Source organism: Dickeya fangzhongdai (assembly GCF_002812485.1).
Classification (GTDB): domain Bacteria; phylum Pseudomonadota; class Gammaproteobacteria; order Enterobacterales; family Enterobacteriaceae; genus Dickeya; species Dickeya fangzhongdai.
Window position 1 is genome coordinate 4847077 of record NZ_CP025003.1, and the last position, 17954, is coordinate 4865030.

A 17954-nucleotide genomic window follows, 5' to 3' on the forward strand; every position below is an offset into this window, starting at 1 on the left:
AAAAACTTTATACCACGCGGCAAAAGCACCAGGCGTACAGCATGGCGGTCAATCCAACCGTCACATTACGTCCACTGGTTTCTTCCCTGCTTATCACAGACAGTATGGCAGAAAATGGCGATTCCGCCGGATAGCAAAGACCTCGCCGGCATAATCCCGGCCTCAATCACATCGCTCTGGAATTTTATTTATATAACTTTTTAAATTTTAATTTTTTATTTATCCCTGCCGTGGTAATTTTACACAGCTAAAACTAACCCGCCTATCTAAATAATCCCACCACAATATTCACAAATTAATTTTAATTACAAAACCACGAATTAAGTTATTTAAAGTCGAATTGCTGTGAGGTTCACAATTCCCTCATGTTTGTAGTGAATGGCTATTATTTTTAACATTTACCCATGCTAGATTACCTAAAGAACATGCTGCAATAAAAATAACATCGCTTTTTTTCTTTTGATGGTGTGTCGCATGGCTATTGCGCTTTGCGCTCATAACACAATTTTCCACGTCTTGCAGAGCAAGTTGCTTATCTCTGTCCTATGCCGCTACAACAGGGTGAATATAATGAAAAACATTGAAACTGAAATCATGAGCGATAACACGCTCGCCACCGCCGCACCATCAAGCTTACTGGAAAGCTTAAATAAAATTCGCATTGGCTCTGTGCCTTTTATTCTTTTCCTGGTCATTGCCGCCATTGTATTTATTGCGGCCTATGCCAGTTATTTACCTAAAAACATGATCGGCGGATTCGCCGTTATTATGACCATGGGATTCCTGCTGGCTTATATCGGCCAGCGTATTCCGGTGCTGAAAGAAATCGGCGGCCCGGCGATTCTCTGCCTGATGGTGCCGTCCATTCTGGTGTATTTCCATCTGTTCAACGCCAACACGCTGGATACCGTCAAGCTGTTGATGAAAGACGCCAACTTCCTCTACTTCGTCATCGCCAGTCTGGTGGTGGGCAGTATTCTCGGCATGAACCGCGTCATCCTGATTCAGGGCATGATCCGCATGTTCATTCCGCTGGTGGTAGGCACCGCCACCGCGTTGGTGACCGGCCTGCTGGTAGGTAAACTGTTTGGCTACAGCTTCTACCACACCTTCTTCTTCATCATCGTGCCGATCATCGGCGGCGGCATCGGCGAAGGCATCCTGCCGCTGTCGCTGGCCTATTCCGCCATCCTCGGTCAGGCGCCGGACGTGTACGTCGCCCAATTGGCGCCTGCCGCCGTTGTCGGCAACATTTTCGCCATCATCTGCGCCGGCGTGCTGGCCCGCATCGGCGTATGGCGCAGCGACCTGAACGGTAACGGCAACCTGGTGCGCAACGAAGCCGATAACGCGCTGTTTGCAGTGAAAGACGCGCCGAAAACGGTGGATTTCCATCTGATGGGCGGCGGTCTGCTGTTGATCTGCACCTTCTTCATCGTCGGCGGGTTGTTTGAAAAAGTGCTGCATATCCCCGGCCCGGTGCTGATGATTCTGATCGCGGTGCTGTGCAAGTACGGTCGTGTTATCCCGTCCAGCATGGAAACCGGCGCCAACAGTTTCTACAAGTTCGTATCCAGTTCGCTGGTGTGGCCGTTGATGATCGGTCTGGGCATGCTGTACGTGCCGCTGGAAAGCGTGGTGGCGGTGTTCTCCGTCGGCTACGTGGTGGTGTGCGGTTCCGTGGTGCTCTCAATGGCGTTGATCAGCTTCTTCATCGCGCCGTACCTGAAGATGTACCCGGTTGAAGCCTCCATCGTGACCAGTTGCCACAGCGGCCTGGGCGGCACCGGCGACGTGGCGATTCTGTCCGCGTCCAACCGCATGTCGCTGATGCCGTTCGCGCAAATCGCCACCCGTATCGGCGGCGCCTCCACCGTGATCGCCGCCACCCTGCTGCTCGGCTGGCTGGTGTAGTCCGTCGACCGGTTCATACACAAAAAGGCCACGGATACCGTGGCCTTTTTCGTTTTATACGCCAGATAAAAAGCCACGTCGATCGTGGCTTTGTCGTTTCGGCGTTATTCGCAGTACTGTCGCAGCGCGTCCTGCTTTTCCGGCAGCAACCGGTAAAGGTAGACCGGGCGGCCGGTGGAACCGTAGAGAATATTGGTGTCGAGAATGCCGGTATCCGCCAGATAGATCAGGTATTTACGGCAGGACACGCGGGAAATACCGATGGCGTTGGCCAGCATCTCGGTGGAGAACTCCGCGCCCTGATTGCCCTCGACCCATTCGCAGACGGTGCGCAGCGTCAGGCTGGTCAGCCCTTTCGGCAGTTTCTTACGCTCCACCGTCGGGGTGCCGCTGGTGCGGCGAATCAGGTTATCGATGTCCGACTGCGCCACAAACTCGCGGTGTTTGAGCAGGTTGGCCTCTTCCCGGTAGGCGGTCAGCGCCTGTTCGAAGCGGGCGAACTGGAACGGCTTGATCAGATAATCCACCACGCCGTAATGCAGCGCTTTCTTGATGGTATACACGTCGCTGGCCGACGAAATGATAATCACGTCCGTGTGTTCGCTGAACTCACGGATCGTGGGCAGCAAATCCAGACCGTTATCCTGCTGCATGTAGATATCCAGCAGCACCAGATCGATCTCGCAGTCCGGTTGCATCAGCAGATTTCGCGCCTGCTGCAGCGTCGGTACCGTCGCGTAGCAGCTAAACCCGGAAATCTGATTCAGATAACACTTATTCAACTCCGCCACCATGGCGTCGTCATCGACGATCAGTACATTTATCATGGTCAAACTGCCTTAATCATGGTCAAACTGCCTTGCTTGATACGGGATATTCACAAAAAACTGGGTGTAAACGTCCGGTTCGGATTCAAAATCGATGGTACCGCCGATTTTTTCCAGACTCTGCCGGGTGAGATACAAGCCGATGCCGCGTCCGGAGCCTTTGGTGGAAAATCCTTCCTGGTAAATGCGCTGCTGAATATCCGGCGCAATGCCCGGTCCGTCGTCGCTCACCGTACAGTGTAACTGCCCATCCTGATGATGGAAGGTCACGGTGATCTCGCGGTTTTCCAGACCGGACAAGGCATCCATCGCGTTTTCGATCAGGTTGCCCAGCACGGTGATCAGCTCATTGGTGGCCTGGGAGTCGTCGGTATCCGGCAACAGACTGTCTTCGCTGATGGACAGCGTAACGCCCAAATCCCGTGCCCGATTGATTTTACCCAACAGGAACCCGGCAATCACCGGAGATTTTACTTTTCGGATAATCGAGCCGATTTCCGCCTGATAATTATTGGCGGTTTTTAAAATATATTCTTCCAGTTGCGGGTAATATTTCAAATGCAGCATGCCGAGAATCACATGCAGCTTGTTCATGAATTCATGTGACTGGGCGCGCAGCGCGTCGGCGTAATACGACATCCCGGTCAGGCGCTGCAGCAGTTGGCTGACTTCCGTTTTATCGCGGAAGGTGGCGATGGCGCCGATAATATCGCCCTTCACCACCACCGGTACGGTGTTGATCAGCAACAGATTGCCGTTGAAATTGATTTCCTCATCCTGCCGCGGCGCACCGGTTTCCAGCACCTTTTCCAGATTCATCAGCGCCGGCCAGCGGCTGATGGTGCTGCCGATCGCCAGCGTTTCGCCAGACCCATGCTGACTGAACAACCGCTTGGCTTCGTCGTTGATGATGGTGACGCGCAGGTCGGTATCCACCGCGATCACCCCTTCTTTGATTTGCTTGAGCATCGCGTTGCGTTGCTCGAACAGATTGGAAATTTCGAACGGTTCAAAACCCAGCATGATGCGTTTGAGGGTTTTCACCAGAAAATAGGTGCCGAGCAGGCCGACCAGCGCGCCGAACAGGATGGTCCAGGGAATAATCCAGCGGTTTTCGTTAATCACCGACTGCACGCTGGACAGCGAAATCCCCACCGCCACCACCCCGAGCTGCTGGTTATTCTCGTCAAACACCGGCGTGAATACACGCAGCGCCGGGTCCAGCACCCCGCGGTTCACCGCCGTATTCTCCAGCCCCAGCAGCGCCGGATAGAGGTCATCGCCGATAAAATGGCGGCCAATCTGCCCCGGCTCAGGATGGGAATGACGGATACCGTCCATGCCGGTAACGATGACGAACAGCAGGTGATTGCGGCTTTTCACGTCCTCGGAAAAACGCTGTACCAGCATCGGATTGCCGATGCCTTTCAGATCGTCCACCACGATCGGCGAATTAGCGACGGTGCGGGCAATGGCGAAGGCTTTGTCCTTGAGGTGAGTTTCGGTCAGCTCGGTGATGCGAAAAAACAGCAGTGCGTAAACCACCAGCAGCACCGAGCCAATCACCGCCGACACCATCAGAATGATCGACGTGCCTAGTTTTAGCGGTGTCTTTTTCTTACTCATCTCTCGCTCCGGAATTCGCATCATCGATCCCGCTATCTTAACCTGTTCACGCTATTTCTGCGCCATTTCCGCACGCAGAGAACAAAACCGCCGCCCATATCCGGCGGCGGCGAATCAAACAGATAGGCAAAAGACGATCACCACATCCCCAGCACTTATTACCACATCCCCAAAACCTTCCACCACAGGCTGCCGATGCCCAGCCAGATGGGAATGACCACCAGCCCGACCAGGAAACCGATCTTCCACCAGGTTCCCAGCGACAGGTAGCCGCAGCCGAACATGATCGGCGCCGGGCCGCCGGAGTAGTGCGTGGTCGCCATAAACAGGTTACTGAAAGCGGCAAACGCCAGCACCGTCAGCACCGGCGGCGCGCCCGCCGCAATGGCGATCGACACGAAAATGGCGTACATGGCGCTGATGTGCGCCACCGCGCTGGCCATGAAATAGTGGCTGTAGTAGTACACCAGCAGCAACAGTCCTATCATCGGCAACCAGTGCATCCCGGCGACGGCGTGGCCGGCGATGCCGCCCAGCCAGGCGATCAGCCCCATCTTGTTCAGTTGGGTCGCCAGCATCATCAGCACGGCGAACCACACCACAGTGTGCCAGGCCTCTTTCTCGCCGGTTACGTCTTCCCAGCTCAATGCGCGGGTCAACAGCAACACGCTCAGGCCGCCCAGCGCGGTCAGGGTAGCGTCGATATTCAGCGTCGACCCCAACACCCAGAACACCACCAGCCCCAGGAACACGCACAGCACAATCCATTCGTTGCGGCTCATCGGCCCCATTTCGTGCAGGCGAGCCTTGGCCAGCTCGCGCATTTCCGGGGTTTTCTTCAGTTCCGGCGGGTAGAAACGGTAGAGCACCAGCGGGATCACGATCAGCGACAGCAGCCCCGGCACCAGCGTCGCCGCCGCCCATTCGGTCCAGGTCAGGTGAACGCCGAACTGGGTCGCCAGCTTGCTGATCAACGGGTTACCAGCCATCGACGTCATGAACATCGCCGAGGTAATGGCGTTGCACTGGAAAATAGTCTGCACCAGAAACGCGCCGATACGCCGCTGGGTGCCCTGCTCCGGCGTCGAACCGTAAGCTTCGGCGATAGAGCGGAACAGCGGGGTGATAATGCCGCCGCAGCGTGCGGAGGTTGACGGCATCGCCGGGGAAAACAGCAGGTCGGTGAATACCAGACCATACGCCAGCCCCAGGCTGCTGTTACCGAGCTTGCTGATGAACAGAAACCCGATACGGCGGCCGAAACCGGTTTTGATAAAGCTGCGCGAAATGAAAAAGGCACAGGCAATCATCCAGATGGTGGGGTCGCCAAACCCGACCAGCACATCCTTGACCGACAGCAAGCCGAGCGCCGAGACGGCGGTGATACTAAAAATGGCAATGGCGCCAAGGGGGTAAGGGGAGAGAATCAGACCGATGACCGTAGCAATAAATATTGCCAGCAGGTGCCATGCGGTAGGATTAACGCCTTCAGGAACAGGAACAAACCAAAATATAACGGCTATGCCGAGGATAATAAGAAGCTTAACTAACCTGCTGTTATTTGCAGACATACCAACACCACTCAAGATTAAAACGAAATCAGCCGCTTTTACCGGAAGTCCCGTGTTACGAGTGGAGGAGTTGTTTTATTTCTTCATCACCCTTATTTCCGCCGTCCGACTATGCGGATAGCGAGTTTTCCGGCGCGCCATCGCCATCTTTCATGGCGGGATACAGCCTGACAAACACAACGGGTACAGCATCAGCAAAAAAAAGACGAGAAAACGAAAAGAACAGGGTGCTTTTCTCGTCCCATCAAAATCAAGTGAAGTGATCAACGGGAAAAATAGTATTATAAAAGTGGAATCCACTACTGTTATTTTAATTACTAAATAGGTTTAATAATTTACTTTTGAAAATAAAAACGCCATTTCAAAAATAAATAAAACCCAAAACTCGCCACAAAATAACAATTATGGAACATGGAATTAACGATGATGTTAATAATAATCCATTAATGAATACCGCTTTCATCACCGCTATTTATTGGTTTATTTCATTCTATTCAGGCAGGAAATAAAATAATTCTGAAGTATTTTTCGATATTTTCCCTTTAAATGCGGAAAATAACCATTGAGAACTAATGTAAACCATCGCCAGCGCCAGATGACCGGCTGGGAAAAGCGGGAAAAAATGTTAAAAAAATGCCCGCGAGTACCTCGCGGGCGGTCGATTATGGCCGGTTAAGCCTGTTCATCCGGCGCCTTCTCGTGAAGCGCGGGCGCACGGCGGCCGATGGCGATACGCTGCGGTTGCAACGCCTGCGGCACGTCACGAATCAGGTCAATGTGCAACAGCCCGTGCTGGAACTGCGCGTCGGACACATGCAGGTGATCGGCCAGCGTGAAACTCAGCGAGAACGGCTTGAACACCAGCCCCTGATGCAGGTACTGCGCCTTTTTCTCCGGCAGCGTCGGCGCGCCCTTCACGGTCAGACGCTGCCCCTCCACTTCAATATCCAGCTCCGACTGACGAAATCCAGCCAGCGCCAGCGTAATACGGTAATGGTTGTCATCGATTTTTTCGATGTTGTACGGCGGGAATTCCACCGCTTCCTGGTTGCCCATGGCGCTGGCGAGTTTGTCAAAGCCAATCCACTGACGCAGCAGGGGGGATAAATCGTAGTTGCGCATACTCATAACTCCTTCTGTGAAGCGAGATAACGGTTTCCGGCGACAGCCGGGTCGTCCCCATTCGGCGGACGAACAGATGCAATCACTCAGAGAGATCGCTGAGATCGGTTCACTCATCGCCGCGGCGTCGCGCGCCGGCGGCCATCACGATTATTTGATTTCGATACGCCGCGGTTTCAGCGTTTCCGGAATCACCCGTTGCAGATCGATGAACAGCAAACCGTTTTCCAGGTTGGCGCCGTTGATCTGAATGTGTTCCGCCAGCTGGAATTTGCGTTCGAAATTGCGCTCGGCAATGCCCTGATAAAGGTAGTTGCGCGGGGTGGCGTCGCCGCTGTGCGATCCTTTGACAATCAGCATGTTGTCGTGCGCGGTGATCTCCAGTTCGCTTTCAGCGAAACCGGCCACGGCAATCGCAATGCGGTACTGGTTTTCGTCAACCAGCTCAACGTTATACGGGGGATATCCGCCATTGCCCTGGCTCTGGCCGGCTTCCAGCAGATTAAACAGACGATCAAAACCAATAGCGGAGCGATACAGCGGGGAAAAATCGGGGTTACGCATAAACTGCCTCCTAACATGCAGCGAGGTCGAAAGATAACCGCCCTCCATTCGGACAGGCGTCTGGCGTGGGGAAATACCCTGTCGGCGTATTTCCGTCTTGCCTGATATCAATATGGTGACCCACCTCCGCTTTTCAACACCGTGAAGGAAAATTCTCTTATTCTTTCCCCGGTTCAGGTGTAATCACATACACTGGACAGCAAGCACATTTTGCTAAAACATGTGAAGGTCGTAATCCATATGCAGGGTGATGCACGCGCAGTCAACCACGTAACCGGGAAAACTCTCCTCAGGGTAGCATGATGACCATACTGAAAAATGCCTCATTGTCGTTCGTACTGTCAGGCGGGATACTGGCGACATGCGGTGGCTGCTCCAGTGTAATGACTCACTCTGGCGGCGAGCAGGGGTACTATTCCGGCACCAAATCCAGCATGGCTACCATGAAAGACGAGGACACCAGTTGGGCGATGATGCCGATGGTGGCGCTGGACGTTCCCTTCTCCGCCATGCTGGATACGCTACTGCTGCCCTATGACTATTATCGCGTCCACAGCGACCACCACAACACCTCGGCCCGCGACCGGCTGGAAGAATACGAACGCCGCAAGCAGGCAGACGAACCGCCGCCGATGATGATACCAGTTTCGGCAAATAACGCCGGTCAGTGACTTTCCGCCTGGCGGCGGTGGATCAGGGTCATGGGGATCACCGCTTTATGCGGCGGCGCATCGCCGTTCAGCGCCTGCTGCATCGCCGCAAACGCCTGTTCAGTCCAGGCGTCTTCGTTCTGACGCATTGACCAGAGCGTATTCGGTAAAAATCCCAGCATGGCGTGTTCATCGAAGGTGCCGATATTAATGTGCGCCGGAATATAGCCATAGCGCTCGCGCACCACGCTCAGCATCCCTTCCAGCACCGGCAGTGACGACGCGATGAACGCCGGCGGCGGTGCGTCGTGCTGGCGCAAAAACTGCTCCATCATTAGCATGCCGTCTTCACGGCGGTTATGGCTGGCTTCCAGCACCGCCGGGGTCAGCCCGGCCTGCTGCACCGACTGGCGATACCCGCGCAGACGGTCGCGAATCGCCGGCTGCTGCACATCGCCGGCCATGAAAAACAGCGGCGCGGCAGGTTGGTCGGCCAGCATCGCTTCGGTCAGCGCCGCCCCGCCCTGCAGGTTGTCACTCATCACCAGCGGCAGTTGATCGATGCCGAAATCACGATCCAGCAGCACCAATGGCTTTTTCACGACCTTAGCGTGGTGCTGAGCCGACTGTAGCGACGACGGCACCACGAATAACCCGTCGACATTGCGCTGCAACAGCGCCTCCACCAGCCGGTTTTCATACTGCGGATCGCTGTAAGAACAGCTGATCATCAGTTGATAGCCCACCTCGCGGCAGCGGGTTTCGAGCTTTTCAGCCAGCGTCGAGAAAAACAGGTTGGATAGTCGGGGCACGATCAGCCCCAGCGTTTCGGTTTTGTTCAGCTTCAGGCTGCGGGCGACGTGATTGACGGTGTAACCGTACTCGGTCACGTACTGATGGATGCGTTGCTGGGTTTTGGCGCTGATCCGATACTGTTCCGCTTTTCCATTCAGCACCAGACGCACCGTGGTCACGGACAACTTCAAGGCACTGGCAATCTGTTCAACTGTTTTCGCCATGAAACAGAATATCCCTGTGAGAACTGAAAGAGGCCAGTGTAGCGGAATAACTAACTCGACGCAGCTAAAGCGCGGCCGACCCTGGCCGCGATCAATAAATCACACCTCTTTGGTCATATCCCGGCGCGACGTTTCCGGCGCTTTCCAGGCTGCGAACGCCGCCACCAGCGCCGCTACCGTGACGTAGGTCGCCACCAGCGTCCAGGACTCGTTATCCAGCGAGGTCAGCCCCTTGGCGATAAACGGAGTGAAACCGCCTGCGACAATCGCCCCCAGTTGTGCGCCGATGGACGCGCCGCTATAACGCACTTTCGGGCCGAACAGTTCGGTAAAGAACGCCGGTTGTACCGAGTTGATGGAGTTATGGGCGATGTTGATCAGCAGGATGTACCCCAGCACCATCAACCCAAAGGAGCCGCTTTCCAGCAGATAGAAGAACGGAAACGCCATCGCCGCGGCGCACAGCGCGCCGAAGATATAGATCGGACGGCGGCCCACCCGGTCGGACAGCGCGCCAAACAGCGCATGCATCGGAAACGCCAGCACGCAGGTCGCCATAATCACGTTGAGCATGGTCTGTTTGGGCACGCCCAACTGTACGGTGGCGTAGGACACGGCGAACACGGTCGCCAGGAAGAACGGCACGCTTTCCGCGAAACGCAGCACCATAATCAGGCAGACGCTGCGCCACTGTTTACGCAGTACTTCCACCACCGGGCTTTGACGACGCGCCGGCTCGCTCTCACGCGCCTGCTGTTGCTGCTGTTGCTGGACCTGCTGGAACACCGGCGTTTCGTCCACCTTGCGGCGCATATACAGCCCCACCAGCACCAGCGCCACGCTCAGCATGAACGGCACGCGCCAGCCCCACGACATCAGTTGGTCTTCCGGCAGCGTCGACACCATGGCGAATATGGCCGTCGCCAGCAGTTGTCCGGAAAAACCGCCGGTCTGCGGGATGGAACCGAGCAGGCCGCGACGGTTGGCGGGCGCGGTTTCCACCACCATCAGCATCGCGCCGCCCCACTCGCCGCCCACCAAAAAGCCCTGCACGAAACGCAGTACCACCAGCAGCACCGGCGCCCAGACGCCGATCTGGTGATAAGTAGGCAGGCAGCCGATCAGAAAGGTCGCCATCCCCATGCCGCCGAGGGTAATCAACAGCGTCAGCTTACGCCCCAGGGTGTCGCCCATGTGGCCGAAGAAGATACCGCCCAGCGGGCGGGCAATGAACCCCACGCCGAAGGTAGCGAATGACGCCAGCATCGCCGTGACCGGGCTGACGGTGGGAAAGAACAGTTTGCCAAACACCAGCGCGCTCGCCAGTCCGTAGAGCAGGAAATCGTAAAACTCGATGGTGTTGCCAATCCAACTGGAGATCACCACGCGGCGGATATTGGATTTATTGTGCATCGCCTGGTGTTGGGATAATTCCACGGAAATCGACATGATGTTCCTCGCTTTATGATTTTATCGCCCTTCAGGCAAAGCCATCCGGACGCCGCCGTACCCGGAGGTCGGCGGGGGGTGTAGGGTACAGGTTTTTTTGAGTGCTACAACGACTACCCGCTGAATATCAGCGCGCAGTAAACGATATTTTTTCGATTCCAGGTGTAGGTCACATGCAATGTGGTGCCACCGGCATGAGATGTGGTGCCACCGGCATGAGATGCGGCGCCACCGGCATTAACCGTGTCGCCATCGGCAATAATGGCGGGATAAGAAAACTCGCCGGGCTCCTGCTCAAGGTCGATGCGGTTTTCCCAGTGTTCGCCGTTATCGACGGAGCAGGCCACCGTCAGCGGATAACGATGACGCCAGTTGCCGGTTACCGGGTTGTAGACCAGCACCAGACGACCCGCCCCCAGATGCGCCAGATCGACGCCGCTGTTGTTGTTCGGCAGGTCGATGGCATAAGCCTCGCGCCAGTGGCGACCGTAGTCGTCCGAATCGCTGCGGTACAGCGCGCCGCGCGTGCTGCGCATCAGTACATGCACCCGCCCCGGCGCCGACTCCCACGCCGACGGCTGAATAACGCCGTCCCACTGGAACACCCGCGTCAGGTCGTTTTCCCACAGCGCCGCCTGCTCCAGCCCCTGCCATAACGCCCCGCCGCCTTCATCGCCGGGTATGCGGTGGGTCAGCGGGATGGGCACGGCCTGCCAGTTCCGGCCCTGATCGCCGCTGAGATCCACGAAGGCATCCCAGTGGCGGTCGTCCTCGACAGACGCGGGCGCCAGCCACTCGCCGTTGGACATCACCAGCAGCTTGTTCTTCACCGGCCCGCGCGGCGCGCTGTCGCCGGGCACCAGCGGACACGGCGCAGACCAGCTCGCGCCGTCATCCGTCGATACCATCACCCGGGTCTGCCAGTGGTGCACATCCGCGCCCACTTTATAGAACAGCCACAGCTTGCCCGCCTGCTGGTGCAACACCGGATTCCAGTGCGCCAGCCCGTCTTCCCACGCTATCCGCACCGGCGGCAACCAGTGCCCCTGCTCGGCGCAGGCCAGCCAGATTGCGGTATCGCCGCTGCCTTCCTTTTCGCCGGCAAACCAGGCCACCCGCAGCCGCCCGCCCGGCAATGCCGCCACGGTCGAGGCGTGGCAGTTGCCGAAGTAGTCATGCCCTTCGGGCAGGACGAATTGCTGTGTTGTCATTGTCAGCTTCATCAGGGTGTCCTTCAGGTTACCGGCGCGGTACCGGGAGCTGCGTCGCCAGCGTCTGGCCCAGCCGGAGCATGCTCTCAATCGCCTGTGGGAAAAAGCTCTCGCCGTAGGCGGCGCTGTTGCGCACCCGGCAAACATGGGTCGAGAAATTACCACATTGCTGCTGATAGAACTTGGCGCAGGCCGGATAATCAAGAAACTCCGCCAGCGCCGCCGTACCGAGATAATCCGCCAGCTGCTGCGCCGCCTGCGGGTGCTCGCGCCAGTGCTCGAACAGCCACACGTACAGCTGCGGGTGGAAGTTGGCCATCACGCCGCTGTAGGCCTGACAGCCGGCCTGCAACGACGCCAGCAACGTCTGGCTGTTGGCGTTGGCCAGATGCAGACGCGTACCCTGCGCCAGTTGCAGACGACGGCGAATGGTCGGCAGATCGCAGCAGGTGTCTTTGATGAAGGTGTAGCGCCCGCTGCGCGCGCACCAGGCGACCGTCTCGTCAGACAGCAGCCGCTTGTAGGGATAAGGGCACTCATAAATCCCCAAATCCACCTGCGCGGGCAGTTGCGCCGTCAATGCCTGCAACCGTGCCAGCGCCTGTTCGTCAGGCTCGCCCGCCAGCGCCAATCGGTTACTGATCAGGATCACGCCGTCCACACCGGTTTCCGCCACGCCGTTTAGCTGATCCACCTGCTGGCTGAACGCGTTGGCGGTATGACCCGAGGCCACCACCGGCACCCGGCCGTCTACCTGCGCCACGATAAAGCGCACCAGTTCGCGGGTTTCCGCATCGCTTAAGAAAAACATCTCGCTGGACTGGCAGGCGGCGAACAGCCCGTGCACCCCGGCATCCAGATACCACTCCACCAGCCGCGCCAGCGAGGCGTAGTCGATTTCGCCGCGCGCGTCGAACGGGGTGAGCATCACCGGCCAGATGCCGGTGTATTTGTTTTCATCGCTGAAGGATGAGTTGTCGTAATTCATGATTTACTCCGCCAGCAACCGGTGAGCATCGCCCGCCGTCCATACCTGGATATGCTGCGTCAGCGCCTGAGCGACAAAGGCTTTCAGCACCTCGGCAAGCTTATCCTCGTCCACATACGCCACCGTCAGGTGGTTGCTCTGGTGGCCCGCCATCAGGTCGTCGCGGGTGACGCCGTCCAGCACCGCGTTGAGCAGCGGCCACTCGTAGTTGGTGGCGCGGCGGCGGCGTTCAAACTCATCAGTTGGCAATTCTACCGCCGTGCCGGTGCCGATATGCATGATCACCTGCGTGCCTTCGTAATGCGCCCGCGCCCAGACAAAACGCCCCGCCTTGCCCTGCCCGGCGATGGTGGAACCGCCGTACGGGAAGAACATCGGCGGCTGACGATAGCCGGTGGCGCCGGCGATACCGCCTTTGAGGTGAGCAAACGGCACCGCGCCGGAAATTTCCAAATCCCAGTAGAAGACGCCCTGATACTCGCTGCCCCAGCGAATATCGTGCAGCGTGGTTTCCGCCGGTAGCCCCAGCCCATGCAGCAGATGCCACAACATCACCTGCGGAATGGCGCTGCCCATGTCCACTTCATTGATGCAGGGGATAGCGACATCGGGGCGAATCGGCTCGCCCTGCTCATCCGGCAGCGGGAAGCGCTCTGCGTTGCCGATCGCCCCTTCGGCGAAATCGGACGCGGCGCAGCTGTCTTTCAGCCCCTGCTGGTACTGCACCCCGACCGCCGTCAGCCCGAAGCGCTGCACGACGCGCGCCATCGCAATCATCATCGCGCACTGCTCCAGCACCTGATCCCGCGTCAGCTGGCGGCTGCCGTCGTCGCCAAACTCAAACTGCATACCACGCTGCTCATACCACGCCAGACAGTTTTCACGCAGGGCGTGCGGCACCTTCGCCATCTCCACCAGCAACGCCGACTGGGACAACGACTCAATCGGCATACCAATATTCACCATCGCCTGCTGCGGGAACACGCCGTTGATCATCCCCATGCAGAAGGTGTCGAACAGCCCGATAATCGCTTTATGCCGCAGAATGTATTCCCCCACCTGACGGCCGATCTGACCGGCAGGCGCCGCCAGCAGCGGGTGAGACGCCGCCACCGGGCGCAGATAGCCGGTCTTGTGGCTGACCGCGCCGTCGCGCAGCCAGGTCGCCAGCCCCTGACGAAACGCGTCGTCCTCAAAGGTTTCCGACCACAGCCGGGAATACGTGCGCCCCAGACTGGTCAGGCAACCCGCCATGCACAACATGCCCACCAGCCCCGGCCAGGTGCCGTCGAAATTAGCCAGCAGCAATACCGGGCCGCGGTGGTGCACCAGCGACGGCGCGACATGGTGAGAATATTGCCAGGCGGTCAGCAGCACGATCACCGGCGCGTCGGGGTCGAGCGCGGCGAACACATCGCTGCCTTCCCGCTGGCTGCTGATGAAACCGTGCCCGCGGGCGTTGTCTACCGCATGAGCGCGCGTCATGCGGTATCCCAGTTGTTCCAGTGCGCTCTGTAGACGGCTTTCAAACTGCTGCTGGGTCGGCCAACAGGTCAGGTTGGCGGACTCCCGCAGATCCGCATTGGTAACCAGCAAAACCTCGCGTTCGCCGACGGAAAGCTGGCGGGGTGAAGCGGGAAGATTCAGTGTCAACATATGTACTCCTGGTGTCCGTTCCGGACGATGCCGGAAGAAAATTCGGCTATCAGTGACGGCTCATCTGTTGCTGGGCGGCCTGCTGGTAGTCATACATCTGTAAATAAATCTGGTATTTGGCGTCGTGAAACGCCTGATTGCACCGGTCGGCGCGAATAAGCGGGCCGGGCTGCACCAGCGCCTGCGCCGCTTGCGGCAGCGAGGGATACGCGCCGCAGGCCACCGCCCCCAGCAACGCCGCGCCGAGCGTCACTGCGTCTTCTTCGCTCGCCAGTTGAATATCGCAACCGGTGATGGCGGCGTATTCCCGCAGCCACAGCGGATTTTTGGTGGCGCCGCCGCACATCGTCAGCCGGGTAATCTGATGACCGGCCTGATTCAACGCATCAATAATGTGGCGGGTGCCATAAGCAATCGCCTGTAGCGTCGCCAGATACAGCCGCGCCAGCGCATCCGGCCCTTGTTCCAGCGTCAGCCCCATCACCATGCCGCGCGCATTCGGGTTGGCGCGCGGCGAGCGGTTGCCGTGGTGATCCGCCAGCACATGCAGATGACGGGTCGGCAGCGGTTCGCGCTGTTCCAACGACGCCACCCACTCGTTCAGCAGCGCATACGGGCTACGGCGCTGTTGCTCCGCCTGCGCCGTCAACGCCGGCCACTGCGCATGCTGGCGCAATGTCCATTCCACCAGCGCGCCCGCTGCGCTTTGCCCGCCTTCGTTAAGCCACCACTGCGGCAGCATCGCGCCCCAGTACGGCCCCCACACGCCGGGCACCTCGACCGGCTGACGACTGACCAGCATATGGCAATTAGACGTACCGCTAATGACGGCCAGGCTGCCCTGTGGTTCGCCGCCCACCAGCGCCAGCCCGCCGGCGTGCGCGTCGATAATGCCGCCGGCCACCACCACGTTTTCCGGCAACCCCCAGTCGCGCGCCACGTCGGCGGCCAGCGTCCCAGCGGCGTCGCCCAGTTGCAGGATGCGCGGCGGGATTTTCTGCGGCAAATCAGCCAGCCCAACCGCCTGCAACAGGCTGTCGCTAAAGCGGTTTTCATGCGCCAGATAGTTCCACTTGCAGGTCAGCGTGCAAACGCTGGCGGCGTCCGTACCGGTGGCGCGCCACACCAGATAGTCCGCCAGATCGAAAAAGCGCCATACCTGCTGATAACGTGCCGGGAAATGGCGTTTTAACCACAGGATCTTGGGCAATTCCATCTCGATGCTGACCTCGCCGCCTACATAGCGCAGCGCGTCGTCGCCGGTGGCGTTGATGTCGGCGGTTTCGGCGGCGGCGCGGTGATCCATCCACATGATGATGTCCCGCTGCGGGTCGTTCTGCTCAGCTACCGATACCGGCTGACCCTGCGGACCGACCGCCACCAGCGAGCAGGTGGCGTCAAAGCCGATGGCGCGTACCTGCGAAGGCGCTATCGCCGCCATGCCCAGCGCTTCACGTACGCAAGCGCCGACCGACTGCCAGATATCCGTCGACGATTGCTCTACCACGTGCGTGCGAGGATGAAACTGTTCGATGGGCCGCACCGCAAACGCCAGACGCTGGCCATTGCCGTCAAACACCCCGGCCCTGACGCTGGCCGACCCGACATCCACACCGATGAAGCAACCGTTTTTCATGCTGAAATCTCTTTGCTAAGTCGAGTTAGCAATGTATTTGAAGCACAGAGTCGGTGACAATGTTTTTTGCTGCGAACTGTGAGGCGGATCGGTGAATAAAAAGCAATCGTTTGAAAGGAAACAGTTTTATTGGGTAATCAAAACAGCGGAGCGCTGGAAACCACCAGAGAAGGGCGGAAGCGGGGTAAACAACAGGCGGCGGGCCAGTCTGGGCGCGCCGCCCGTCAGGAAAAACGCCGGCGTTAACGCATGACCGTCACCACAAAAATCTGGTTGTAGCCATCAATATCCCGTAGGTAGGCGATGCGATCGCCATCCGGCGAAAACACCACCGCATCCCCCACCGGCGGCGTTTCGCTGCGCACGGTCTGGCGAATCAACCGACCGGTCGCTACCTCGCACAGCATCACGCTGTTGTCGCCAATGAACGCCAGGTATTTACCGTCCGGATGCCAGCTGAACGCCGACTGTACCGGCCAGTCGCCCTGCGTCACCTGACGGGGTTCGCCGCCGTTCGGCGATACCGTCCACAACTGCACCACGCCGCGATCGTCTTTCATCAGAAACGCGATTTGGCTGCCGTCCGGCGAACTGCGCAGCCAGTGACGCGGTTGATTGACTACGCCGGGATGTAGCCTGTCGGCGGTAAAGGTGAGACGCCGCTGGCGCACGCCGGCAGGCGGAGCAGGCAAACGATCGTCGGTGCCGCCCAACGGCCGCTCGCCGGGGCGGGCGTAATCGTTAAGTTGCTCCGGCAAATCGACGATAAACACTTCCGGCACCTTCTCGCCGCCAGCGGACAGCGTATCGCCGATAAACGCCAGCGCCCAACGCTGACGGCATCCATCCGGACGCAGATAGCCTGCCGTCCCCACCCAACCTTCTTCGTAGGCGCGGTTGATGTCATCGCTGCCGGGGCGCGGCTGCGGCGTGGTGTCGCTCACCAGCACGCAAAAATGGCTGCCGTCATGCTCGCGCGGATGACGGTGCGGCGCGACCACCGGATGCAGCGGCACCGCCACTGCGACATTGCGCAGATCCAGAGCCGGGTCGCGCTCGTGCAGCACATGGTCGTTGTAGGTGAAACTCAGCCGGCTGCCGTCCGGGCTGAACACATGCACATGGGAACCGCCGCGCAGCGCGCCGGCCAGATACGGCGCCGTCAACACGCAGGCATCCAGCGTCGTGGCCTGCTGGCGGTCATCATCCGATATCACCACGCCGCGGCGGTGATGAAAATCGTACTGCCAGCGCTCATCGGGGTGTTCCGGGCCGTGGATAAACACATAACGTTGCGGCGCCACCGGGCTGCCGGTCGCTACGCCGACATGCGCGCCCTGCCCGGCGCGGTAAATCACCTCGCGCTGACGGGTTTCCACGTTGACGCGTTCGATGGTCAATCCCGTGAATGAAGATCCGTGCGGCCGAACGTCATAAATCAACCAGTTGCCATCGCATGACCAGATATTTATATTGGTTAACTGATGTGAAAAAGCATTAAATGTTATCTGCCTGTCTTCATTCTTCACAGATTTTTCGCCTTCTTGACATAACTTGGCATATCCTAAAAAATCGCTCAAAAAACAACAAAGACAATAGAAATCATTGAGTTATTTTCCATTCCTGACTGTATTTCCCATCAAAAAAATAGAAAGATATCTTCAACAACCTCCGTTTTCCACGAAGGCCAACAGGGCGTAACCTTTCCGTTATCGAAAGGA

General features: G+C 58.2%; 14 protein-coding genes. 2 read left to right on the plus strand and 12 right to left on the minus strand.

The window, feature by feature from the left end; all coding sequences use genetic code 11:
- Positions 1-570: 570 nt before the first annotated feature.
- Positions 571-1914: a 2-hydroxycarboxylate transporter family protein gene (locus tag CVE23_RS21765; protein WP_100850326.1), complete on the plus strand. Its 1344-nt coding sequence runs from the start codon at positions 571-573 to the stop codon at positions 1912-1914.
- 104 nt (positions 1915-2018) lie between these two features.
- Here CVE23_RS21765 and dcuR read toward each other — a convergent pair whose 3' ends face one another.
- From dcuR to ibpA, 5 genes are all read right to left on the minus strand, one after another.
- A complete protein-coding gene (gene dcuR / locus CVE23_RS21770) occupies positions 2019-2741 on the minus strand; it encodes a two-component system response regulator DcuR (RefSeq protein WP_013315799.1) in 723 nt (240 codons plus the stop codon).
- Between the two features lie 12 nt (positions 2742-2753).
- Complete coding sequence (locus tag CVE23_RS21775) at positions 2754-4367, minus strand: sensor histidine kinase (protein ID WP_049853800.1); 1614 nt, start codon at positions 4365-4367, stop codon at positions 2754-2756.
- Positions 4368-4525: 158 nt separating this feature from the next.
- Positions 4526-5938 (minus strand): anion permease, encoded by a 1413-nt coding sequence (locus CVE23_RS21780; protein WP_038917403.1) that lies wholly within the window; start codon positions 5936-5938, stop codon positions 4526-4528.
- A 672-nt stretch (positions 5939-6610) separates the two neighbouring features.
- Positions 6611-7060: a small heat shock chaperone IbpB gene (gene ibpB / locus CVE23_RS21785; protein WP_100850327.1), complete on the minus strand. Its 450-nt coding sequence runs from the start codon at positions 7058-7060 to the stop codon at positions 6611-6613.
- Positions 7061-7210: 150 nt separating this feature from the next.
- Complete coding sequence (gene ibpA / locus CVE23_RS21790; RefSeq protein ID WP_013315795.1) at positions 7211-7624, minus strand: small heat shock chaperone IbpA; 414 nt, start codon at positions 7622-7624, stop codon at positions 7211-7213.
- 299 nt (positions 7625-7923) lie between these two features.
- Here ibpA and CVE23_RS21795 point away from each other — a divergent pair, with 299 nt between their 5' ends.
- Positions 7924-8295, plus strand: coding sequence for a YceK/YidQ family lipoprotein (locus CVE23_RS21795; protein ID WP_049842576.1), 372 nt, complete (start codon positions 7924-7926; stop codon positions 8293-8295).
- Here CVE23_RS21795 and CVE23_RS21800 read toward each other — a convergent pair.
- The 7 genes from CVE23_RS21800 to CVE23_RS21830 form a co-directional block, all read right to left on the minus strand.
- Entirely contained in the window at positions 8289-9293 is a 1005-nt protein-coding gene (locus CVE23_RS21800; RefSeq protein ID WP_038917400.1) for a LacI family DNA-binding transcriptional regulator, read from the minus strand. The two genes, CVE23_RS21795 and CVE23_RS21800, sit on opposite strands and share 7 nt — an antisense overlap.
- Before the next feature lie 99 nt (positions 9294-9392).
- Positions 9393-10742, minus strand: a complete 1350-nt coding sequence (locus CVE23_RS21805; protein ID WP_038917399.1) for an MFS transporter — start codon at positions 10740-10742, stop codon at positions 9393-9395.
- A gap of 113 nt (positions 10743-10855) precedes the next feature.
- The gene (locus CVE23_RS21810) at positions 10856-11965 is read right to left on the minus strand and encodes a sialidase family protein (protein ID WP_100850328.1); all 1110 of its coding nucleotides are present in this window, start codon (positions 11963-11965) and stop codon (positions 10856-10858) included.
- Positions 11966-11981: 16 nt separating this feature from the next.
- Positions 11982-12941 (minus strand): dihydrodipicolinate synthase family protein, encoded by a 960-nt coding sequence (locus tag CVE23_RS21815; protein WP_038917396.1) that lies wholly within the window; start codon positions 12939-12941, stop codon positions 11982-11984.
- A 3-nt stretch (positions 12942-12944) separates the two neighbouring features.
- Entirely contained in the window at positions 12945-14597 is a 1653-nt protein-coding gene (locus tag CVE23_RS21820; protein WP_100850329.1) for a signal transduction protein, read from the minus strand.
- Positions 14598-14646: 49 nt separating this feature from the next.
- Complete coding sequence (locus CVE23_RS21825) at positions 14647-16233, minus strand: FGGY-family carbohydrate kinase (RefSeq protein WP_100850330.1); 1587 nt, start codon at positions 16231-16233, stop codon at positions 14647-14649.
- Between the two features lie 242 nt (positions 16234-16475).
- Positions 16476-17762 (minus strand): YidR family protein, encoded by a 1287-nt coding sequence (locus CVE23_RS21830; protein ID WP_100850331.1) that lies wholly within the window; start codon positions 17760-17762, stop codon positions 16476-16478.
- Positions 17763-17954 lie beyond the last annotated feature (192 nt).